At 60.5% G+C, this 21163-nt stretch carries 17 protein-coding genes; 8 read left to right on the top strand and 9 right to left on the bottom strand.

The window, feature by feature from the left end; genetic code table 11:
- Positions 1-238 precede the first annotated feature (238 nt).
- The 7 genes from AB1576_07740 (at position 239) to AB1576_07710 (ending at position 7229) form a co-directional block, all read left to right on the top strand.
- Positions 239-619 carry a RidA family protein gene (locus AB1576_07740; protein ID MEW6081653.1) on the top strand — a complete coding sequence of 127 codons (381 nt, stop codon included), beginning with the start codon at positions 239-241 and terminating at the stop codon, positions 617-619.
- An 844-nt stretch (positions 620-1463) separates the two neighbouring features.
- On the top strand, positions 1464-2789 hold the full coding sequence (locus AB1576_07735) for a cytosine permease (GenBank protein ID MEW6081652.1): 1326 nt from the start codon (positions 1464-1466) through the stop codon (positions 2787-2789).
- A gap of 62 nt (positions 2790-2851) precedes the next feature.
- Positions 2852-3574, top strand: coding sequence for an aspartate/glutamate racemase family protein (locus AB1576_07730; GenBank protein ID MEW6081651.1), 723 nt, complete (start codon positions 2852-2854; stop codon positions 3572-3574).
- 19 nt (positions 3575-3593) lie between these two features.
- Positions 3594-4145 carry a nitroreductase family protein gene (locus tag AB1576_07725; protein ID MEW6081650.1) on the top strand — a complete coding sequence of 184 codons (552 nt, stop codon included), beginning with the start codon at positions 3594-3596 and terminating at the stop codon, positions 4143-4145.
- Positions 4142-4447, top strand: coding sequence for a DUF6092 family protein (locus AB1576_07720; GenBank protein MEW6081649.1), 306 nt, complete (start codon positions 4142-4144; stop codon positions 4445-4447). Before AB1576_07725 ends, AB1576_07720 begins: the two co-directional genes overlap by 4 nt.
- Positions 4448-4527: 80 nt before the next feature.
- Positions 4528-5628, top strand: coding sequence for a DUF917 domain-containing protein (locus AB1576_07715; GenBank protein MEW6081648.1), 1101 nt, complete (start codon positions 4528-4530; stop codon positions 5626-5628).
- 5 nt (positions 5629-5633) lie between these two features.
- Entirely contained in the window at positions 5634-7229 is a 1596-nt protein-coding gene (locus tag AB1576_07710; GenBank protein MEW6081647.1) for a hydantoinase/oxoprolinase family protein, read from the top strand.
- A gap of 647 nt (positions 7230-7876) precedes the next feature.
- Here the strand turns inward: AB1576_07710 and AB1576_07705 are convergent.
- The 6 genes from AB1576_07705 to AB1576_07680 all read right to left on the bottom strand — a co-directional run bounded on the left by AB1576_07705 (position 7877) and on the right by AB1576_07680 (position 15166).
- On the bottom strand, positions 7877-8920 hold the full coding sequence (locus AB1576_07705; GenBank protein MEW6081646.1) for a leucyl aminopeptidase: 1044 nt from the start codon (positions 8918-8920) through the stop codon (positions 7877-7879).
- Positions 8921-8941: 21 nt separating this feature from the next.
- Positions 8942-9991, bottom strand: coding sequence for a leucyl aminopeptidase (locus tag AB1576_07700; GenBank protein ID MEW6081645.1), 1050 nt, complete (start codon positions 9989-9991; stop codon positions 8942-8944).
- A gap of 33 nt (positions 9992-10024) precedes the next feature.
- Positions 10025-11344 (bottom strand): cytosine permease, encoded by a 1320-nt coding sequence (locus AB1576_07695; protein ID MEW6081644.1) that lies wholly within the window; start codon positions 11342-11344, stop codon positions 10025-10027.
- Between the two features lie 69 nt (positions 11345-11413).
- The gene (locus AB1576_07690; protein ID MEW6081643.1) at positions 11414-12370 is read right to left on the bottom strand and encodes an aminopeptidase; all 957 of its coding nucleotides are present in this window, start codon (positions 12368-12370) and stop codon (positions 11414-11416) included.
- A 5-nt stretch (positions 12371-12375) separates the two neighbouring features.
- The gene (locus AB1576_07685; GenBank protein MEW6081642.1) at positions 12376-13419 is read right to left on the bottom strand and encodes a leucyl aminopeptidase; all 1044 of its coding nucleotides are present in this window, start codon (positions 13417-13419) and stop codon (positions 12376-12378) included.
- 124 nt (positions 13420-13543) lie between these two features.
- The gene (locus AB1576_07680; GenBank protein ID MEW6081641.1) at positions 13544-15166 is read right to left on the bottom strand and encodes a PucR family transcriptional regulator ligand-binding domain-containing protein; all 1623 of its coding nucleotides are present in this window, start codon (positions 15164-15166) and stop codon (positions 13544-13546) included.
- Between the two features lie 229 nt (positions 15167-15395).
- Between AB1576_07680 and AB1576_07675 the strand changes: the two genes are divergently transcribed.
- The gene (locus tag AB1576_07675) at positions 15396-15776 is read left to right on the top strand and encodes a DUF3221 domain-containing protein (protein ID MEW6081640.1); all 381 of its coding nucleotides are present in this window, start codon (positions 15396-15398) and stop codon (positions 15774-15776) included.
- Between the two features lie 202 nt (positions 15777-15978).
- On the opposite strand, the gene AB1576_07670 is transcribed toward AB1576_07675, so the two are convergent.
- From AB1576_07670 to AB1576_07660, 3 genes are all read right to left on the bottom strand, one after another.
- Positions 15979-19968, bottom strand: coding sequence for a ribonucleotide reductase N-terminal alpha domain-containing protein (locus AB1576_07670; GenBank protein MEW6081639.1), 3990 nt, complete (start codon positions 19966-19968; stop codon positions 15979-15981).
- The gene (gene nrdR, locus AB1576_07665; GenBank protein MEW6081638.1) at positions 19886-20437 is read right to left on the bottom strand and encodes a transcriptional regulator NrdR; all 552 of its coding nucleotides are present in this window, start codon (positions 20435-20437) and stop codon (positions 19886-19888) included. The genes AB1576_07670 and nrdR overlap by 83 nt, the downstream gene beginning before the upstream one ends.
- Positions 20438-20538: 101 nt before the next feature.
- On the bottom strand, positions 20539-21027 hold the full coding sequence (locus AB1576_07660) for an NYN domain-containing protein (GenBank protein MEW6081637.1): 489 nt from the start codon (positions 21025-21027) through the stop codon (positions 20539-20541).
- Positions 21028-21163 lie beyond the last annotated feature (136 nt).

Raw genomic sequence — 21163 nt, 5'->3', positions numbered from 1 at the left:
ATCGAGTTTTGGGCAGGGAGAGTTGAGATTGACATGCTCCCACGAATGAATTCGTGCTTTCCCAGCGGCGGATCGTAAACCGGAGCCTGGTGGTCCAGTGCGCCTTTGGCAGGTGGGACTAGGTACACCCCTGGGGACCAGGCTGGCGGTGATGCCCTGTAGGGGGAAGACTTAGAGTGAAGGAATTTGGGGATGCCAGCGTAGAACTAGGCTGTAAACGTGAAGGGAGTGAAGGTTCTTGAAGAAGGAAGTCATCTTGCCCCCCGGGGCCAGCGCGGACGCTCCTTACTCCCCGGCCGTGCGGGCAGGAGGGTTCTTGTTCCTGGCAGGTGCGGTTGGTGTGAACCCGAGGACCAAGGAGATCGCCGCGGGCGATGCGGCGGCCCAGACTAGGCAGGCCATGGAGAACGTCAAGGATGTGCTGGAGGCTGGCGGGAGCTCCCTGGAAAGGGTCGTCAAGGTACAGGTGTTCCTGACCCAGGCTGGCGACTTCCAGGACATGAATTCTGTGTTCCGCGCATACTTCCCGTCGGAGCCACCCGCAAGAACTACGGTGGTGGTAAAGGAGCTTGTGGCCAAAGAGATGCTGGTGGAGATTGACGTGGTCGCGCTCGCCTAGACATGCGGGACCGGGCGAAGCCATCCTTCGCCCGGTTTTACTGCCTTACCAGGCGCCCACCATCATGGGGCGGGGTGAGAAAAGAAAAGGTCTGGTGAGGGCTAGTACTCCTGGCCATGCCCTGGCTCCCCGGCCACCACGTACTGTGTTTTTATGGCTTTCCGGGACTTAGGCCCCAAGATCGCTACTTCCTGGCGCTTTACTTCTACTGGACGACGATATGCTGGCTCTTCCCGTTATGGTTCTCGGAAACCGGCCGGAGAGAGTGACCGCCCAGGCACGATCCCCGCCGGTCGCCCAGCGCTCGCCAGCATCGTCCTCCTGGTCTTTCAGCCAGCACTTGCCCTCACGGTTTCCCTTGACCAGGTTACCCCAGGCGACCGCAGGGGTAGTGCTGGGCTCCCTGGCCCGCGCCCAGCTGACTATTTCCATGGACGCCTCACGATGACAAGCCGTGCCCGCGGCCCCACGGAGCCGGAAGCCCGCGCGACCATGGGGTGGTACGCCGGTGACAAGGCTCCAAACCAGGATTTAGGGCCCCCCAGGACCGGGGTCTTCCTCCTTCCCATGTTCCCCGCTGAGAATCTCCGTGAGAACCATAGCAGAATCATCCATGCCTAGAAGGACAAGACTCATCACGTGTCGAAGTCCGCACGCTACATACTGCCCGGTGTGTCGCGGGCCATTGCCAGTCCTTACACCCCTTCCTCCCCCACGAGTTGCCCGTCCAGCGGCAGCGATGTGGAAAGGAACTGCGCCAACGTTGGAGACTGTCCTATTTCACAGGGTCAAGCGGCACCCGGTATCCCATTCCGGGCCAGACCCGGGGAAGGAGGATGTCGAAGTGCCGGAAGAGACAAAGACAGAGCTGTTCAAGGACTACGAGCGAGAACCGGTTCCAGAACACCTTCGAAGAGGTTGGTTCCAGATGGGGATGGTGTGGGTTGGTATTGGCGTGTGCATCGCTGCCCTCATGCTGGGTGGCATTCTCGGTGCCGGCCTCAGCCTCGGCCAAGCCATCATAGCCGCAGTCTTGGGGTCACTCGTCCTCACGGCCATCAGCGCCCTCTGCTCCGTGGTGGGGGCGCACACCCACCTGTCCACAGCCATGATCTCCAAGTTCGCCTTCGGTGAAAAGGGCTCCTATCTCGTATCCATGGTCCTGGCGCTCGGCTGCTACGGCTGGTTTGGCGTCCAGACAGGCCTCTTTGGAGAAACCGCATTCGTGGTTGTAGAGAAGCTCACAGGGGTTACCGTAAGCACTGGTGTACTCGTATTCCTGGGAGGCTTGCTCATGACCTCCACGGCGGTTTTCGGGTACAGGGCCATCGCGAAGCTGAGCGTCACCGCCATACCGCTGGTGGGTGCACTCATGTTCGCTTCCCTGATCGTGGTCCTCAGGGACCATCCCTTTGGCACCCTCTGGGCCATGGGTCCAGTCGGGACTCCAATGAGTCTTGGCTTTGCCACATCCATAGTGGCAGGGTCGTTCATGGTAGGAGCTGTGATAGGGCCTGACATCTCCCGCTACGCCCGTACTCCACGCGACGCCGCCCTGTCATCGGTCCTCGGTTTTCTCATCGGCTTCAGCATCGTCCTGTTTCTCGGAGCAACCTTTGCCAAGGCCACGGGCGAGAGCGACGTTGTCAAGGTCATGCTGGCCTTGGGATGGGGCCTCCCTGCCATGCTCGTGCTCATTTTCGCCCAGTGGACCACGAACGACAACAATCTTTATTCTGCCGCTCTTGGTTTCTCTCTCATCTTCAAAAAACAGCCCAAGTGGCAATTGACGATTGTAGCCGGCGTTCTGGGCACCATCCTGGCCATGTGGGGCATATACGGACGGTTCATCCAGTGGCTGGTCATCCTGAGCGCCTTGGTGCCGCCAATAGGAGGCGTGTACGTATCCGACTACTTCTTCTTCAGCCGCAGGGCCTACCACTTTGACAAGGTCTCCGGCGTACCGGCCATCCGGTGGGAGGCCATCATCTCCTGGGTCATCGCGGCCCTGGTAGGCTTCTCCACAACGCCCAAGCCCGGAGGCTTCGGCCTCTTTACCCTCACCACCGTATCCGCTCTAGACAGTTTCCTGGCGGCTGTGCTGTGCCAGCTCATACTGGTTCCCATCTTCGCCAAATCACGGGCGGCACTGGTCAAGCCTGGGGCTTGAGGACTAGACGGGCAGGCCCGTGGATACCCCCATGGGCCTGCCAAGAAAAAGGAGAAAGCCATATGCAAAGGATACTCGTGATTATCCCCATAGTGACGGCCCTCTTTGACGAGGAGGTCGCCAGGGAGTTCAGCGCCGTGGCGCGCCCGGGCACGGAGGTGGAGGTGACTCACCTTACCCGCGGGCCGGCCTCCATAGAATCCAGCTACGATGAGGCCCTTGCCACCCCTGAGATCCTGGAGCGCGTGAAGAGCGCTGAAGAACAGGGGTTCTCCGGTGTTGTCATAGACTGCTTCGGGGATCCCGGGGTGAGGGCCGCCCGGGAACTGGTCAGGATACCGGTGGTGGGTGCCGGCTCCCCCTCCATGCTGCTGGCAGCGGGGATGGGACACCGCTTCTCCGTGGTGTCGGTGCTGCAGAACGTGGTGCCCATCCTGGAGGACATCGCCAAGCTATCAGGTGTTGAGGACAAACTGGCCTCGGTGCGCTCGGTAAACATACCTGTCCTGGACCTGGGAGACAGGCAGGGACTAGAAGGGGCGCTTCTCCGGGAAATGGCCATAGCCGTGGAGGAAGATGGAGCGCACGTCCTGGTTCTGGGCTGCACAGGGATGATGGGCGTTGCGGGTTCCCTCCAGAGAGCCCTGGAGGCAAGGTTCGGGCATTTCGTACCAGTGGTGGATCCCGTGGGCGCGTCGATGGCGCATCTGCAGGGGATGCTGGCGATGAACACCTCTCACAGCAAGCTCACCTACATGGACCCACCCCAGAAGAAACGCGCGTGAAACGAGGGGAGGCTTTTCCATGGAACTGTTCGAGGCGATACTCTCAAGACGCAGCGTCAGGAGGTACGCGCCGGACCCCATTCCCCCGGAGGTCGCCGGGAGGCTCCTGGAGGCCGCCACGTGGGCTCCCAGCGGGGGCAACATCCAGCCCTGGCAGTTCGTCGTCACCAGTGATCCTGGGCAGATCGAGGAGTTGAAGAGCGTCTCGCCAGGCATGTTCGGAAGGCCCCGCCTCGTTGTGGCCTGCTGCGTGGATCGCCGGCGAGCGGAGGAAAGGTCTGGCCCGGGAGGACTCCACATAGCAACCCTGGATGTGGCCATGGCCACTCAGAACCTCCTCCTTGCCGCGCACGGCCTCGGCCTGGGCGCCTGTGCCATCCTGTCCTTTCACCCCGCCGCCGTGCAAGAACTCCTCGGGTGCCCTGGATGGGTGGTGCCAACGCTGCTGGTGGCCGCAGGCTACCCCGAAGCTGAAACCCCGAGACCCTCCCGGCGCCCCTTGGAGGAGGTAACACACCACGGGGCCTGGGGCCGGCGTGAAACACCAGGTGAAAGGGGCGCAGGGTCGTGAAACACGACGAGGCTGTGAGGAGAATCCACATGCTTCTTTGCTTCATGGCATCGAGTGCAAGGGGGCTTTTCGGCGAACCGCGGGTGTATGGTCCTTTCCGGCTCTTGGACGCCATGACGAGACTCATCGACGCCCTTGAGGAACTGGACCTTGACGACCCGTACTTCCACGAGGTGCGCGACCAAATAGACCGGTTCAAGTTCAAGGTCATGGAGGATGAGGCAGCCTTCATCGAGGGCATTGACGCTCTTGTCAAGGGGCTTGCCTCAAGGCTCCGGGAGAACAGGGAGGCACGCGAATAGCATCCCCGCGCCTCCTCCGCTTTCCCCGGGTCCATCCGGAGCCCCCACGGCTCCGGCCAGATGGGAAGGAGGGTGACATTTTGCGCCTGCTAGACACCGAAGACGTGGAAGACATCGCCGTAGGCGCCGCAGTGCTGGGAACAGGCGGCGGCGGCGACCCGCATATAGGCAAGCTCATGGCCCTGCAAGCCATAGAGGAGTGCGGGCCGGTCCGCCTCATCGAGGCCGACGACGTCCCGGATGATGCCGCCGTGATGCCGCTGGCCATGATGGGCGCTCCTACTGTGCTGGTGGAAAAGGTACCCAACGGGGCCGAGTTCCCCGCGGCCTTCGAGGCCCTGCAAAGCAACCTGGGCCTGGACGTCGTGGCGACCATGCCCATAGAGGCTGGGGGCGTGAACTCAATGATCCCGCTGGCATCCGCAGCACGCCTGGGTATCCCCGTGATAGACGCGGATGGCATGGGAAGGGCCTTCCCCGAGTTGCAGATGGTCACGTTCCACCTGCTGGGGCTCAGGGCCACCCCCATGGTGATGACGGACGAGAAGGGGAACCTCCTCCTTCTCAAGACCGTAAGCAACCTCTGGACGGAGGCCCTGGCGCGGAACGCCACCGTAGTGCTGGGCGGGTCCGTCATGATAGCCATCTATCCACTGCTTGGCAAGGATGTCAAGAAGGGCGGCATCAAGGGCATAGTCACCCTGGCCCAGAACATAGGCAAGGTCATCAGGGAGTCCGCGAAGGCCAAGAAGGACCCGGTACAGGCGCTTCTTGAGATCACCCGCGGGTGCGAGCTCTTCAGGGGCAAGGTCGTCGACGTGGCCCGGCGGACAGTCGGTGGCTTCGCCAGGGGGGACGCCACGTTTGAGGGCACAGGCACCTACAAGGGAAAGAGCCTCAGGCTGCAGTTCCAGAACGAAAACCTCATCGCGGTGGAGGATGGCGAGACAATAGCCTCCGTGCCAGACCTGATCACCGTGCTGGACGCGGAGACCGCAAGGCCCATAACCACAGAGGGCCTCCGCTACGGCTACCGGACAGTCATCATAGGAATGCCCTGCGACAGCCGGTGGAGGACCCCTAAGGGCCTCGAGACGGTAGGCCCGCGCTATTTCGGCTATGATATCGACTACGTACCCCTGGAAGAGCGCATGAAGGCATCTGGAAGGGGAGGGAGGTGAGGGTCATGGCTTACCGTCTGGGCATCGACGTGGGGGGCACCAATACTGACGCGGTCATCCTGGACGATGAGAATCGCCCTGTGGCCAAGGCTAAGACACCTACCACCAGCGACATCACAAAGGGGATCGTAGGGGTGCTCAGCAAGGTGCTGGATGAGTCTCGGGTGGACAGTTCACTGATACACTACGCCATGCTTGGCACAACCCACTGCACCAACGCCATTGTCGAGAGGAAGAGGCTCTCCAAGGTAGCGGTGATGAGGATCGGCGCCCCTGCTACGCTAGCCATAAAGCCCCTGGCGGGATGGCCTGAGGATCTCAAGCAGGCCATGGGCGGCCTGTGCTACGTATTCGACGGCGGGCACGAGTATGACGGGCGGAGGATCGCGCCCCTGGCTGAGGCGGCCATCAGCCAGACCGCGCATGACCTCGCGGGGAAGGTGGATGCTGTGGCCATCTGTTCCGTATTCTCTCCCGTGAACCCGGAGGACGAGCTGAGGGCCGCCGAGATAGTCAGGGAGCAGATGGGCCATGTCCCCGTGTCGCTCTCCCATGAGATAGCCAGTATCGGGCTTCTGGAGAGGGAAAACGCCACCGTGTTGAACGCAGCTGTGGTCAACCTGGCCAAGAACGTTGCCGGGGCCTTCAGCGATGCCCTCAAAGAACGCAGGATTGAAGCCAAAGCCTATTTTGGCCAAAATGACGGCACACTCATGTCCGTTGACTACGCCGTGCGCTACCCCATCCTCACCATCGCCTCGGGGCCTACCAACAGTATACGGGGGGCCGCCTTCCTCTCGGGTCTCAGGGACGCCCTGGTGGTTGATGTGGGCGGCACCACCACCGATGTGGGCGTGCTGTCTAACATGTTCCCGAGGGAATCCTCCGTTGCCGTTGAGATAGGAGGCGTGCGCACCAACTTCCGCATGCCGGACCTCATCTCCATGGGCCTGGGTGGCGGCAGCATAGTGAGGCGCGGTGAGGGAGGCGTCACCATTGGGCCTGACAGCGTGGGCTACCGCCTGGAGCAGGAGGCCATCGTCTTCGGGGGCAAGAGCCTCACGTCCACCGACATCGCCGTGTCCCTTGGCCTCTTTTCCCTGGGCGATCCGGGGCTCCTGGGGGGATTTGAAAGACAGTTCGTCCGGGAGGCTCACCGGCGCATGGTCGTCATGGTGGAGGATGTCATAGACCGGATGAAGACCAGCGCGGGCGACGTGCCTGTTGTGGTGGTGGGCGGCGGCAGCATTCTCGTGCCGGATAAGCTTGAGGGCGCCTCAGATGTCATACGGCCGGACCACTTCGAGGTGGCTAACGCCATTGGAGCAGCCATAGCCCAGGTGAGCGGCCAGATCGAGCGGGTCTTCTCCCTTGAGAAGCTGAGCCGCGAGGAGACCCTGGAGCAGGCTAAGGGGATGGCGATAGACGAGGCAGTCAAAGCGGGGGCCGATCCTGGCACCGTGGAGATAGTAGAGGTGGATGACGTGCCCTTGGCCTATCTGCCTGGAAATGCCACACGCATACGGGTCAAGGCAGCGGGGAACCTGAAACGCCTAAGGGGCGGGGGGGCCCCCCCGCCTGCAGTAAGAGAATGCGGGTAGCGCCATCACCAGGGGGCTCCATGGGAGAAGGCCGCCATTACGAGGCCTAGACCAGATGGATCCCGGTGTCAATGGCTTCAGAACGGAGGGAGGCCACAATCGTCCATTTCCTTGCATGGCCGGGGCGCCATGCCGCGAGGCTGGGGGCTCCTCACATCATACCCCCATCTAGAGATAGCCCAATGGGTAGACCGCCACCCGTGCCACCGGGCGTGATCGCAGGAACGCCTCAATCAACGCCTCCCAGGCCCAATTGCACCGAAGGCGCGGTTTCTGGGATGAAGCCCGTTCTTTGGGGCTCTTGCCATCTCATCCCTGGCCTTCTCGGTTTTGCGGGCAAGGACCTCCTCGGGCGCGGAGAAATCCATGCCTCCGGAGCGAGGCCTACCGGGATCTTAAGACTGTTTGCCCAGTCCACCAGGTCAGAGGAAATGCCACTCAGCAGGTATCAGAGTAGCGGATAGCGATCTCGACGGGGTTGAGTTTTCCTGATCCCCTCGATCACCTGCTTGAGCTTGTGTGTTGCGCTGGAACTTGAAGAGGCCGATTGGCCGCCCTGCTTTGCCGGCGGCCTCTAGACGGTTCAGGAACGCGATCCTTGAAGGGAGGCCCTGCGAAGCCGGGCCTCCCAAGGCAATCTTTGTCATTCAGCGCAGGCGCCTCTCCATCTCGGCCAGCTCGGGATCTACCATGACGCCCTCTCGCATTATCATTTCCCCGTCCATCCAGACTGAGGTATCCAAGCCTATACCGTCGGCGTGGGTTGCGGCAACCCTAGGTTCCCCTCCCGAATACATGGGCCCCTGGTAGCCAAAACCCCACATGTTTATTCCCCACGTGCGCTCGTCTTCGGTACAGACCCCGCTGGGCTTCGCATGGGGCAGGAAGCCGAAGGAGACGTGGGCAACGGTGTACATCCCGCCATCCCCGAAGCTCCTCAGCCATTCTGTGATGAACCCTGCCTCCTCGCCTCCGCGAACCTTGGTAATGTTCCCCTTGTCAATGACGAGCTCGACAGGCTCCTTCAGTAACCCCAGGTCAGCCTCGCCCCCTCCGTAGAACGAACAGTCCAACACTACCTTGCCATTGATGCTGGACTCCTCGGGGGCCCAGCCTATCTGACCAATGAGGTAATGCGGGCCGGGAGTGTCTGCCGATACCTCGTTGGCGACAGGCCTGTATGGATCATTCCTGAACGTGACATCCGTCCCTCGAGGGGTGGTAAATCGCATGGTCTTCGCCCCGCGGATCCTCTTTACCAGCGCGTCCTGGAAACCCCTCTGCAGAGGGACATCCAAGCGAGACAGGCAGCGAACCACCTGGTCAGTCCTGAGACCCCCCATGAAAAGGTACCTTGTGCGCCCGTTTCCCATGGCCCATTCCCATGAGGTTGAGAACATCAGCCACTGGTCATTCAGCTCTACCCACACGTCAGTATCCCGGATAGCACCCTTCACGGCACTGGGCAGGCCGTTATCCGCCACCTTGCCGAACCCACCAGGAGTCGAGTGCCACGCCAGGCACACCTTGGCGCCCAGGCTCTCAGCGGCCTTTGCCACCTCCTCGGCAACCTGGAAGTCACCCGCCGAGTCCACAGTTATGAGCAGGTTCTCTCCCCGCTTCACACAGGCCAGGTGCTCTGCTATGGTCCAACCGCAGCGAGCCATCTCAAGCCCGAAACAACGGGGCACGTTCACGCCTCCCACCCGTTCTCATCCTCTCCCAAGTCGCCTGGCAAGCTCCGCGACCTCGGGCCACACAACCCGTCCCCGGTCCAAGAGTTGCCTTTCATCAAGCCAGACGGAGCAGTCAAGACAGACACCGTCAATGTGGCTTATGGCCTCCCGGGCAGCACCCCCGGAGTACATGGGGCCCTGGTACCCGAAGCCCCACTCCGTGCTGCCCCAGACCCTCTCATCCTCGGTGGTGGTTCCCTCCAGCCTAGCCCCGGGGTTAAAACCATAACACACATGGGCCGCAATATACATGTTGGGATCGGCCAGCTTCTCAAACCATCTCTTGATGAGGTTTGCCTTGGCTCCACCACGAATGTCCCTGATGGTTCCCTCTTCCACCACGTATGTTATGACCTCGTCAAGCACCCCCAGCTCCGCCTCCCCACCGCCGGATATGGCCCCGTCGAAGGCGATCCGTCCGTTGATGGTGGACTCCAAGGGGGCCCAGCCGATCTGTCCCAGGAGGAAGTGCCCGCCCGGCGTGTCATACATGATCTCGTTGGTGATGGGCCTTTTCGGGTCGTTCTCAAAAACCACATCAGTGCCAGCGTCATTTGTGAGTCTCATTCTCCTGGCTTCCCTGGTGAGCGCCACGACCTTGTCCTGGAATTCCTTCTGGGCCCGAATGTCAATCTTGCCTATACACCGTACCAGCTGGTCCACGGACAGGCCGCCCAGCATGACCTGGCGGGTTCTGCCATTGGTCACCGCCTTGTTCCAGGGGGTGGAGTAGAGGAGCCACTGGCTGTTCAGCTCGATCCACACATCCGTGTTGGGAATACATGTTATTAACGGTTCCGGTAGGTAGGCCTCGGTCACCTGGCCATAGCCCTCCGGGGTCGAGTGCCATGCCAGCATGACCTTACCCCCCGCGCTTTCCGCAGCCTTGGCGATCTCCTCCGCCACCCGGAAGTCGCTGATGGAATCAGTGGTGATCAGGACGCTCTCTCCAGGGCTCACTTTGATCTGATCCCGGATGAGCTTGTGGGCGGCGGTGCTGAGTTCCAGATCTAGGCGTGAAGGCAAGATAAGACCTCCCTTCAAAGAGTTTAGCCTGGCTCAGAAGCCCGTCTCGTCCTCCGTCGTGGTTCCAGTGGAACCGCTGATCCTGAGCGCGCTGGCAGCGTAATGTATGCCCAGGTAGAACGCGGCTCCAAGTAATAGGCTGGTGAGAGAGGGGATTCCCACCTGGGCGTAGTAGCCGATGATCGATGCCAGTATCCAGGCGACGAAGGCAGGCCAGTACACATCCGCATACTGGGTCCCAGGGCCGTAGCGGTAGGCCCCCTTCTTGACCACCCAGTAGTCAACGATGATTATTCCTGCCATGGGCGGAATGGTCACTCCCAGGAGGATCAGCCAGGACACGAAGTAATCGGCCAGCCCGGCCACACCAATGAGGGTGGCTATGGTGCCGCAGAGCAGAACGATCCTGGATTTCTTCGCCTTGAATATGTTGGACAGGCCCAGTGACGAGGTGTACAGGTTGTTGTCATTGGTTGTCCACTGCCCGGCTATCAAGACGACCAGTGCCGGGAACCCGAGGCCCAAGGCCAGCATGGCTGAGGGCAGGTCCCCTGAGCCCGTGGCGAGGCTGGTTATAGTGCCCGCGACTATGACAAAGGTGTTTGCCACCACGAAACCGCATATCGTGGCAATCCAGGCAGCCGAAGAAGACTTGGCGTAACGGGTTATATCAGCCTGTGCCGATGCCCCTGCAGCGAAGGAACCCACAGCTAGAACAACACCCGCACTCAAAGACATTGGCGAAGGAGGAATGAAAGCGAAAAGAGGGGACCAGCCGCCTGATGCCCTGACTGCGGCGATTATGCCGATTATCGCGGTTACGAGGATGGCGGGTATGGCTAACTTGCTTAGAGCACTCAGCCCTTTATACCCGTAGTAAGCCGTGATCATCATGAGAATGCCTCCCCAGAGGGCTGCAACCTTTGGCGCAGTGATGAAGCCCCCGTTGGAGAACATGGCATTGATGGTCATCCCGAAGAACCCGACCTGCACGGAGTACCAGCCTAGCATCGTGATGGCAAGAACAGCCCCGATCACCATGGAGCCCTTCCGCCCGAACGAGTGCCTGGAGAGCATGGCGGTGCCCACTCCCTCCCTGGCGCCCGCGGCTCCCACCAGCCCCCCGTACACCGCCAAGATAAGATTGCCGATGATGGTGGCGAAGACAGCCTGCCTTACGTCCAACCCCGCAGCCATGGCGGCCCCGGTGAACAATCCCGACATGCATATGCAGAAGCCTGCTGCTACCAGCGCCACGTCGAGGGTACTCCTTCTTTCCCCAGGCGTTACCGGTGTGACGGCATGGTCGCCGTGGATGTCAACCATCTGGCTCTTGAGTTCCTGAGTTGCCATATCACTCACTCCCTCCAACAAAGAGTTTGGTGTAGACCGGGCCAGTGGCCCCCTGCGGCTCTCGCGACCCTATTCCATGAGCCGCCCCCTGTCCAGCAGCGGCTTCTCGTCGATAAGAAGCGTTGGCCTCCTGACTACGAGATCCAGGTGGATTGGAACCTGAATCCTCCCGCCGAAGGTGGCATTCGCCCCCAGCGCAACGTGGATGGTACCTGCCACCTTCTCATCCTCCAAGGCCAATCCCGTGAGCATGGCGGCACTGTTCGTTCCCACGCCCAGTTCAGCCAGGTTCTTTCCCAGTTGTCCCACTGGACCAAGTAACTCCTCCAGTCTCGCCGCGGCTTCACCCCCTTGAATGCTCTTGACCATCCCGTCACGTACCTCCAGTTGCACCGGTGTCTCCAGGAGCCCAACCCCTGCAATACTACCGTCTACTGTGATGATGCCATTGGCGCTTCCCTCAACAGGGGCAAGGTAGGCCTCTCCCGCAGGAAGGTTTCCGAAATCCCCCGGCCCGTGGTAGATCCCGGTATCAAGAACGGATCTCCTGCCCCCTATGCCCATGGAGAGGACCTCTCCTTGTTCCCCTATAATCCTTGCGGTATGCCCGGCATCCAGGATAGAGCCTACACGAGCGGTGAACTCGGCCATTGCCAGGTAGTCCACCCCTGAGATCCTGAGAAAGGAGTCCTTGAGTATGCCAGGCAAGGAGACAATCCTGGCTCCTTTGGAGCAGGCTCTCTTCCTCGCCTCAGTGTGGGAAAGGGACTTGCTGGTCGCCATGATTGCCACGCCGGAAGCCTCCAGGGCCGCCCCGATGTGGGCTGGGGGTTCCTCCCCGTGGATCCGCCCCGGCATGATATGGCACAGGACGGCCTTGTCCGTGATCTCCTGAACCGAAAGCCACAGGGATTGCCCAATATCCTCGGTTTTGCTGTCCGTGATTACCATCACGTGCTCACCGGGGCGCACGTCAAGGCAGGTTGTCACTACGGTACGGGCCGTTTCCAGCAAGTCCTTCTCCACAGGGATTACCTCCCGCAGGCCTTGGCTAGTTCAGCCAGTTCCGGGTGCACGAGCTTACCCTCATCCATGATGATCCCCCCATCCAGCCACACAGAGGAGTTGAGACATATTCCATCGGCGTGCGAAGCAGCCTCACCAAAGCCTCCCTCGAACATGGGCCCCTGGTAGCCTAAGCCCCACTCGGTGCTTCCCCAAACCCTCTCATCCTCTGTGCAGAGGCCCGTCAGCTTGGCGCCGGGGTTGAAGCCGTAACACACATGGGCTATGTTGAGCATCCTGGGGTCGTTCAGCCTATCCAGCCAGGCCCTGAGGGTCTTGGCCTCGTCCTTCCCATTTATCTCTACAATTCTGCCCTCTTCGACCAGCAAGGTGATGGGATTCGCCAGGATGCCCAGGTCCGCCTCTCCCCCGCCCGAGAAGGAACCGTCGAACACGATCTGGCCGTTGATGGTAGGCTCCACTGGTGCCCACCCTATCTGGCCTATGAGAAAGTGAGGTCCGGGGGTTTCCGCTGTAAGCTCATTGGTGATGGGCCGGTTCCCATCGTTCTGGAACCTGATGTCCGTCCCGGCAGGATTGGTAATTCTCATGGACTTGGCGCTCCGGGTCATCTCTACGATCCTGTTCTGAAAAGCTGTCTGAGCCCTCATCTCTACCTTCCCTATGCACCGGACAACCCTGTCCACATCCAGGCCCCCGAGGAAGAGGTTCCTGGTCCTGCCGTTAGCCATGGCAATCTCCCAGGGGGATGAGTATAGAAGCCACTGGTTGTTGAACTCAATCCAGGCGTCTGTGGCAGGTATGGCTGCCTTGAGACCCTCCGGGAGCCTGGGATCGGCGACCTTCCCGTAGCCATCAGGCGTGGAATGCCACGCGACCATAACCTTGGCACCTACAGCCTCGGCCGCCTTGGCCGTCTCCTCGGCAACCCGCCAGTCGTTAACGGAGTCGATGGTGACCAAGACGCTTTCCCCTGGCTTCACCTTCACCATTTCCCGCACTATCTTGTAGGCCGCACTGGCTAGTTCAAGATCCTGTCTGACCGGCATGTGAATCCCTCCCGCGAAAAAGAAAATTCCCCTTCTTACGGGGTTAGACTCTAATACCTGCAACTCCCCTGTGAGGAAGACAAGAGAATCGCTCCTGGGATTAGGCGCTTGCACAAACGCGACTTCAATACCGGTTCAGCAGGCTATAGAGTGACAGAACCATTCTGTAGTTGGTCTTAAAGGGTTCCTGGAACGGGTCTATGCCCAGGATGTTCTTTATCCTGTCCTTCCGGTAGTTGATGGTGTTTCTGTGAATGCAAAGCCTGGAGGCTATTTCAGCGACGGGTTCGTCGTTCAGGAGCATCTCGAAGGTACGATACAGGTCCGTTCCCTTGCATTTATCGTGTTCCTTCAGCTGTTGTACCTGGGAGACAATGTAGTTCCTGATTTCTTCCCCCGCAGCCATCTCATCCAGGTAGTAGTAGAAAGCCACATCGTCAATGCTGACCGCCTTGCCGAAACCCATCAATTCTTTGGAGATCAACGCCGTTCTTCTTGCCTTTTCGTAACTGGTCTTGAGATCAAGGGGCCTGCCGGCGTAAGAGCCTATCCCCACTACCGCGTCCACGCCTTCGTGAACCCGGATAACACTTACTAGTGCCTTCCCAAGAACCTTTGCCCTGTCCTTGATCTGGCGATAGGGCTCATGTCCCTCCAGGAACACGGATATGCTTGTGTTTCCGAATACACAAATGTTGGAGGGGTTGTCCTGCCATACGGTCTCTGAGACCCTGGCTCGCGCCAGGTCCCCTATTTGGGGCCGGGCCTTGGCACTGGTGTCGAGATTGGCGTACAAGGCGATCCTCTTCCCCTGCATGTCCCAGGAAAACTGCTGGGCGGTGACCAGGAGGCTCTCGTCTGTCTTGAAGCGCCCTCTGAGCAGATCGTTGAGGAAGTCGGTCCTTCGCTGGTTCTCCGACTCCTCCATGGCGATCCTGTTCATCAGGCCAGCCGCGAAGGCGATCCTGGCTTGATCAATGGCTATCTCCTCCAGCTTGCCAACCCCGTCCACATCGAGCACCACCACCGTTCCATAGAACCTGTGGCCGAACACGATGGGGCGCAGCATGAGCCGTAACGAGTTCTCAATGTAAAGGGTCCTCCCGTTCTGGAGGTCTTGTTCGTGCATTGCCAGAAGGTCTAGGATAGAAGAAGGATCTCCCAAGGCGGCCCCCTTGGGGTTTCGTGAGTGACTCGTAACCACATTGTTCCTGTGGTCCGTTAAAACCACGGGTTTATCCAGGATCAAGGACAGCTCCCTGGCGACCTTCTTCATGTTTCCGGCCTTGCCCCTGTCGAAGACTATGTTGGTGAGTCGCTCGTGGACGGAAAAGGCATACCTGATCTTCTTGGTTTCCCTGGCCAGGATCTCCTCGAGCAGTGGAGAGATGACATCTATGTAGGCGACGTCCTCAGGAACGAGGATTACCGGGATCTTAAGGCTGTCCGCCTTGTCAACCAGGTCTGTGGAAATACCCCTCATGTAGGTATCCGGATAGCAGATGACAAGGCCAGCGGACTTGCGCTTCCAGATTTCCTCAATCATCTGGACTTGGGCCTGTATGTTGTCCTTGAGGTTGAAGAAGGCTGTCAGCCACAGTTCGTAACCCCTGAACCACCGGAAGGCATCGGGCACTTCGATGACACTGACATGCTGGATCACATTGTCCAGGCCATCCCGGCCCGCTATCACTTCGCCTTTCCTTAGCCCTCCGATCTCCAGGGCCTCATTGACCGTGATACCCAACGTGAACACCCCCTGCCGGCAACTACACGAGGAGTGTTGTCTCTCTTCTATCGCGACCACCATTGGTCCTTCTTTGACCCCTGGTAGTTAAGGGTGATAGAGCCGGGTGCAACGATGCGTCACGGGTGCAGCCTGTGCTCACGAAGGATCCCGGACCGGGACGCCCGAGGCTTTGGGGGAGAACTCCTGGCGGCGCTATTTCGTCTATGGGGATGGGAGGTAATGCGAGATGAAGATCCTGGCTATCATGGTCTTTGTGCTTTCGCTGGCGGCCTCAGGCTGTACGCTGGCAGAAGTCCCTCCTAGCCCCGCCTACATTGAGGGCCTCGTCCACTCGGTTGAGGGTGACAGGTTCCTGGTCGTGGAGGGGCTGGAGGACCCGGGGATACCCTATGACGAGTGGTCCAAGAAGGGGCTCAACGCAGCCTGGCTCACGGTGACGGGTGAGACAGTGATAGTTGATGAGAAGGGCTCCCAGCTGGAAACCGGGGCCATCTGCCGCGGTGGGCCAGTTCGGGTTTGGGTCACAGGCCCGGTGAAGGAGTCTTATCCCGTGCAGGCTGACGCGGAGCGGGTGCTTACCCTGGCTCCGGCGGGCCCGGCCGGCTGAAACTGACCTCTCCCCGTGAGAGAGATCACACCACCGGGGCCTGTGCCAGCGGCCTTACCAGGGAATCGCACTGTGCCAGGGTAGCATAGGAAAGACCCCTGCGAAGAGACAGGCAGGAGGTCAAGAGAGACACCGGGATAAGGGGGATCTGATGGGGCGCCCCCTGGCGCCCCATTCCTTCTTTCGGGAACACCAGCCTAGCCTAGCACTTTGAGTACCCGCAGAACATGCACGTGACACAGCCTGCCTCGTGCCTTACATGGCCCCCGCACTCTGGGCACGCCCCCATGTGATACTGCAGCTGGTCACTGCTGGCCACAAAGAACTCATGGGGGTTGTCCGGAGCCCGGCCATCGTTGAGGTAGTCAGCCATGACTATACCCAGGGCATCCGCGCACGAGAGCACCATCCCCCCGTTCTGCCAGGAAGGCGACGGGCAGCGGATGCCCCGGAGTTCCTTGATTATGGACTCCGGCTTCACCCCTGAGCGCAGCGCGATGGAAACCAGTCGCGCCACGGCCTCGGACTGGGAGGCCGCGCACCCCCCTGACTTGCCCATGGAGGCGAATACCTCGCAAAGACCCACCGAATCCTCGTTTATGGTGACGTAGAGGTTACCGCAGCCCGTCTTCACCCTCTCAGTCCTGCCGCGAGTCACCTGCGGCCGCGGCCTGGGCTCGATCTCCTTGGGCTGCTCCTTCTTGGGACCAACATTGAGCACCTGTGACTCGCGGCTGCCGGTCCTGAACACGGTGAGCCCCTTGCACCCAAGTTCGTAGGCCATCCTGTAGATCTTCGCCACGTCCTCGACGGATGCCGAGTGGCGCAGGTTGATGGTCTTGGACACCGCATTGTGGGTATACTTCTGGAAGGCCGCCTGCATCCTTACATGCCACTCAGGGTCAATGTCCAGGGCAGTCATGAACAGGCGCTTCACGTCCCCGGGAACCTCGGGGATCCCTTGCACCGAACCGTGCGTCGCCACCATCTTCATGAGCTCCTGGCTGTAGAAGCCCCTCTGGACTGCCATCTCCTCAAACAGTGGATGGATCTCAACCAGTTCCTCGCCATCCAGGACCCTCCTGGTAAAGGCCACGGCAAAGAGGGGTTCGATGCCGCTGGAGCACCCCGCTATGATGCTGATGGTACCCGTGGGAGCCACAGTTGTGGTTGTGGCATTCCGTATGGGCGGCTCCGCCTTCTCGTCAAAGACGCTGCCCGGGAAGTTGGGGAAGGGTCCTCGCTCCCGGGCCAGTTCCCGTGAGGTCTTCACACCCTCCTCCAGGATAAACCTCATTACATCCTCGGCCAGCTGCAGGGCTTCCTCGGAATCGTAGGGGATACCCAGGAGGATAAGCATGTCGGCGAAACCCATGACCCCAAGCCCGATCTTCCGGTTGCCCTGTGTACGCTCCCCAATTACCGGGAGCGGGTAGCGATTGGCGTCTATGACATCATCCAGGAACCGGACGGCCAGGGATACGATCTCCCCCAGCTTCCGGTAGTCAACGGCAGGCTTCTCCCCGGGCATGTCCACCATCCGGGCAAGGTTGATGGAGCCCAGGTTGCAGTTGTGGGCCACCATACCCTGGGCGATGAGGGAGTGGGTGACCGGTTCAGAGGCATCATACACCACTGTTCTGCCGTCGTTCACTACCGAGCGCACCCGGGACTTGCCCTTCTGCGACCGCCTTCGCTGGGTTGAGTTCAACCAGGCCTCTACCTGGCCTGCCCTGGAGTCCGGGAACCCCACCGTGCTGAGGAACGCCTGCATTCCCGCCAGGGTGATCTGGATGTGGCGCCGGCGCCGGGATGTGCCGTGACTCTTCACGCTGGAGTCTATCCCCAGCCCCAGCAAAAGGAGCTGGATATCCCTGGCCATTTCCTCGGAATCTGTCCTGAGTGATACCGTGCCTCGATGCTGGGACACCGATCCCCTGAGCTGGAACAGGCTGCGGAGGTAGGCTGCCTGCTGGGACTGGGAGCCCGTCATCACTGCACTGGGCACCCCCTGGCCTGTATCGCCACTCCAAGGCTCACCGGCAATGCCAGCAGGGCAGGCCTGGCTGAGGATGATCACCTGGTCCTCCCCTGTGAGTTCCTCTATGGGGACCCAGCCCCTTTCCGTGAGGACCCTGTGGTCAGGGGTGGCCCTGAGGGTGAGGCCGTTCTGCAGCTCCAGCCTCATGACTTCCCGCTCCCCCACCCTCACGAGGGTGGCTGGCTTCAAGGCCGGAGCCTCACCTTCCCCCAACCGCTGGTCGGTTTGTACCTGGACAGCCTGGCCGGAGCACTGGCGCTGGTAGGCGTCTTCAACCCGCTCCCAGCCCTCTTCCGTAAGGATCCTGGTCTCCGGGGCAAAGCATGACTCGTAGGGCAGCAGGGGTTGCTCACCGCAATCCAGTGAGATGATGCCGTTGGTTACCCAGGTCAGCGTCTCGGGCTCGGTGACGTCGAATACTTCTTCCTCTCCGTCCGGGTCAACGCTCTCCAGGGCGTCCACCCATACCTCCGGTTCGGAAAGCCCGCCAAGGTCGCCTCCGGGGACCAGCATATGGCAGGTCCTCTCTACCAGGGAGACTCCCCCTTCAACCATGAGGCCCTCGCGGGTGAAGGCACTCACGGAGGACCTAACTCCAAGGACAACAAGAAGGGTCTTCAGGTCACTGAGGAAGGATGGAGCCCCTGAAAGGTGCAGGTTCCCCTGGCCGTCCCGCCAGCCCATGTACTGGAAGAGGGCCTCAACGAAGGCCTGCTGCACATTGCGGGGCGCCGCCAGGACCGCGCTTGGCACCCCCTGGGACCCAGCCCCGAAGGCCTTCCATACCTTGCCCAGGGAGCCAGGGGCTGTGAGCACTGTGGTCCTGCCCACCTGCCGGGTGGAGCAATCAACGCTCCAAGCCTTGAGTATGGCCAGGGCCCTTTCCAGAAGGTGTCTCTGGTCACTGCCAAAGGCCAGATGGGCTTGTCCGGAGTGGTGCTTCCCATCCGCCACCAGGCCCAGCATGAAACCGTACTCCTCGCAGTTCTCCAGTGGAAGGCAAAAACCATTCCTCTCCCTCAATCCCATCACGTTCACACCGGGAGGGAGGCTTGAGGATGACGAAGAGCCCGTGCCTGCCAGGACCTCCAGGCCGTCCCCTGCCCTCAACTGGGAGGCGGGCACCCAGCCCCGCCCAGTCACCCTGAACTTGTGGTCACCGGTCACCCTGAGTTCCAGGCCCGAAGTGGTCCTGATGCGGTAGACCTGCTGCACACCGTTGTTGATCACCCGGGTTATGGGCCTCGGCCCTTCGGGTGTAATGATTCTCATTCCAGGCCGAAGACTGCCTGCCCTCAGCAGCCCCTTATCCGTGGAAACCAGGGTATCCCCAGTGACGCAAGGATTGGTGCTCTCAATGTCGCCAAGTAGCGGGGTGGGGTTGTCCCGGTTGAGCCTGTCCATGAACACGATGCCCGGCTCTCCGTTACGCCAGGCACCCTCAACGATCTTCTGGAACACCTCTTTTGCCCTGAGGCTTCCAGATACGCTGCCATCCCTTGGGTTGATGAGGTCGTACTCCTCGTCAGCCTCGGCCTTCCTCATGAACTCCTCAGTGATACCCACAGATATATTGAAGTTTGTGATGTCCGCGTTGTTCTCCTTGCATGTGATGAATTCCATGATATCCGGGTGATCAAACCTGAGGATGCCCATGTTCGCGCCCCTCCTGGTGCCCCCTTGCTTTATGGCATCAGTAGAGGCGTTGAAGACCTTGAGGAAGGATATGGGGCCGCTGGCTACACCACCGGTGGATTTGACCTGGTCGCATTTGGGACGGAGTCGCGAGAAGGAGAACCCCGTTCCCCCGCCGCTCTTCTGGATCACGGCCATGTTCTTGACACTCTCGAATATGCTCTCCATAGAGTCCTCGATGGGCAGTACGAAGCAGGCCGATAGCTGCTGGAGGTCCCTGCCGGCATTCATCAGGGTAGGCGAGTTGGGCATGAAGTCCAATTCGTCCATGACCTCGAAGAAACGTTCAGATAGGGCTTCGACATCACTGGCGGATGCGCCGTACAAGAGCTCGGACTCGGCAATGTTCCGGGATACCCTCCTGAGCATGTCCTCAGGGGTCTCCACCACCTTGCCGTCCACCTTCTTCAGATAACGCTTCTCCAGGACCGTCCTGGCATTGGAGGACACCTTCACCCCGAACCACCCTTTCCTTTCGTGGCAGCAGCCCCTTGATCTCCTCGATGAATGATGTGGCATCGGTGAACTGCCGGTAAACCGAGGCGAAACGCACGTAAGCCACCCCATCGATGTCTTTGAGAGAGGCCATGACCCTCTCTCCTATGTCCCCAGCGTGCACCTCCCCGCCGGGAACCCCTCTGAGTTCCTCCTCTATGGAGTCCACCAGTGACTCCAGGCGCTCCAGGGGTACCGGTCGCTTATGGCATGCCTTCATGAGCCCGCTCAGCACCTTCTTTCGATCGTATGCCTCACGGCGGCCGTCCTTCTTCACCACCACCAGGGGAGGGGCCTCTGCCCGTTCGTAGGTGGTAAAACGGCGCAGGCAACCAGAACACTGGCGCCTGCGCCTGATGACGTAGTCCCCTTCCACAGCCCTGGAGTCAATCACCCTGCTTTCGGGCCCCCTGCAAGAAGGGCACTTCAATGGGAGCACTCCTGACAGGTACCTTTTCTGTCATTATAGTACATAACGGGGACTGGCACAACATATTGTGGGTGATCACTCCAGATTCACTATATACGGGGCTACCTCCCTCTCTCCAGGATCCTCCTTAACCGCTCTCTCTCCCTGGCTGCTTCCCTGGCCTTCCTGCCAAGTCGCCTGGGGTTGCCTTTCTTGGGCCTCTCCTGGTCTTCGTGGTCCGCTTCATCGGGGCGCACACCCGGTGGTGGGAAGAGCCTCTCGCCAAACTCCTCGGAGCTGCATGCCAACGCCCCTTTGGCCTGTGCCCTGGAGGCCACCTCCCTGTCGGATGTCACCACCAGTGACCCGGGCCCTGCCCTGGCCACGATGAGGTTATCCGCCGGCGTGTGGTAGCGGGCCTCGATGCCCCTTGAGGACTCTCCCCCGGGGGCCCCGTCAAACACCACCAGGATCCTGTGGCCGGTCTTCGCCTTGTACCGTGCCAGGTGCTCGAACAGCCGCGAGCGGCCTGCCTCCAGGGAAAGGGACTCCGCCCTGGCTAGGAGGGGCACCCGGCGGATGAGGTTGTACCCGTCGATGATCAGCAGCATGGCATTGCTCCTGGTTTACCAAACCTACCTAAATCGCAAGTTTGGAAGGCCGCCTCTCTTCGGCCAATTTTGACGCTTCATCCAGGATTGCTCCGAAAAGTCTTACATCCTGTCCACGCCCGTTTAGACTATCCGT

It is taken from the genome of Bacillota bacterium, assembly GCA_040754315.1.
In the GTDB taxonomy this organism is placed as follows: domain Bacteria; phylum Bacillota; class Sulfobacillia; order DUSP01; family JBFMCS01; genus JBFMCS01.
This window is presented reverse-complemented; position numbering and strand designations above follow the sequence as displayed.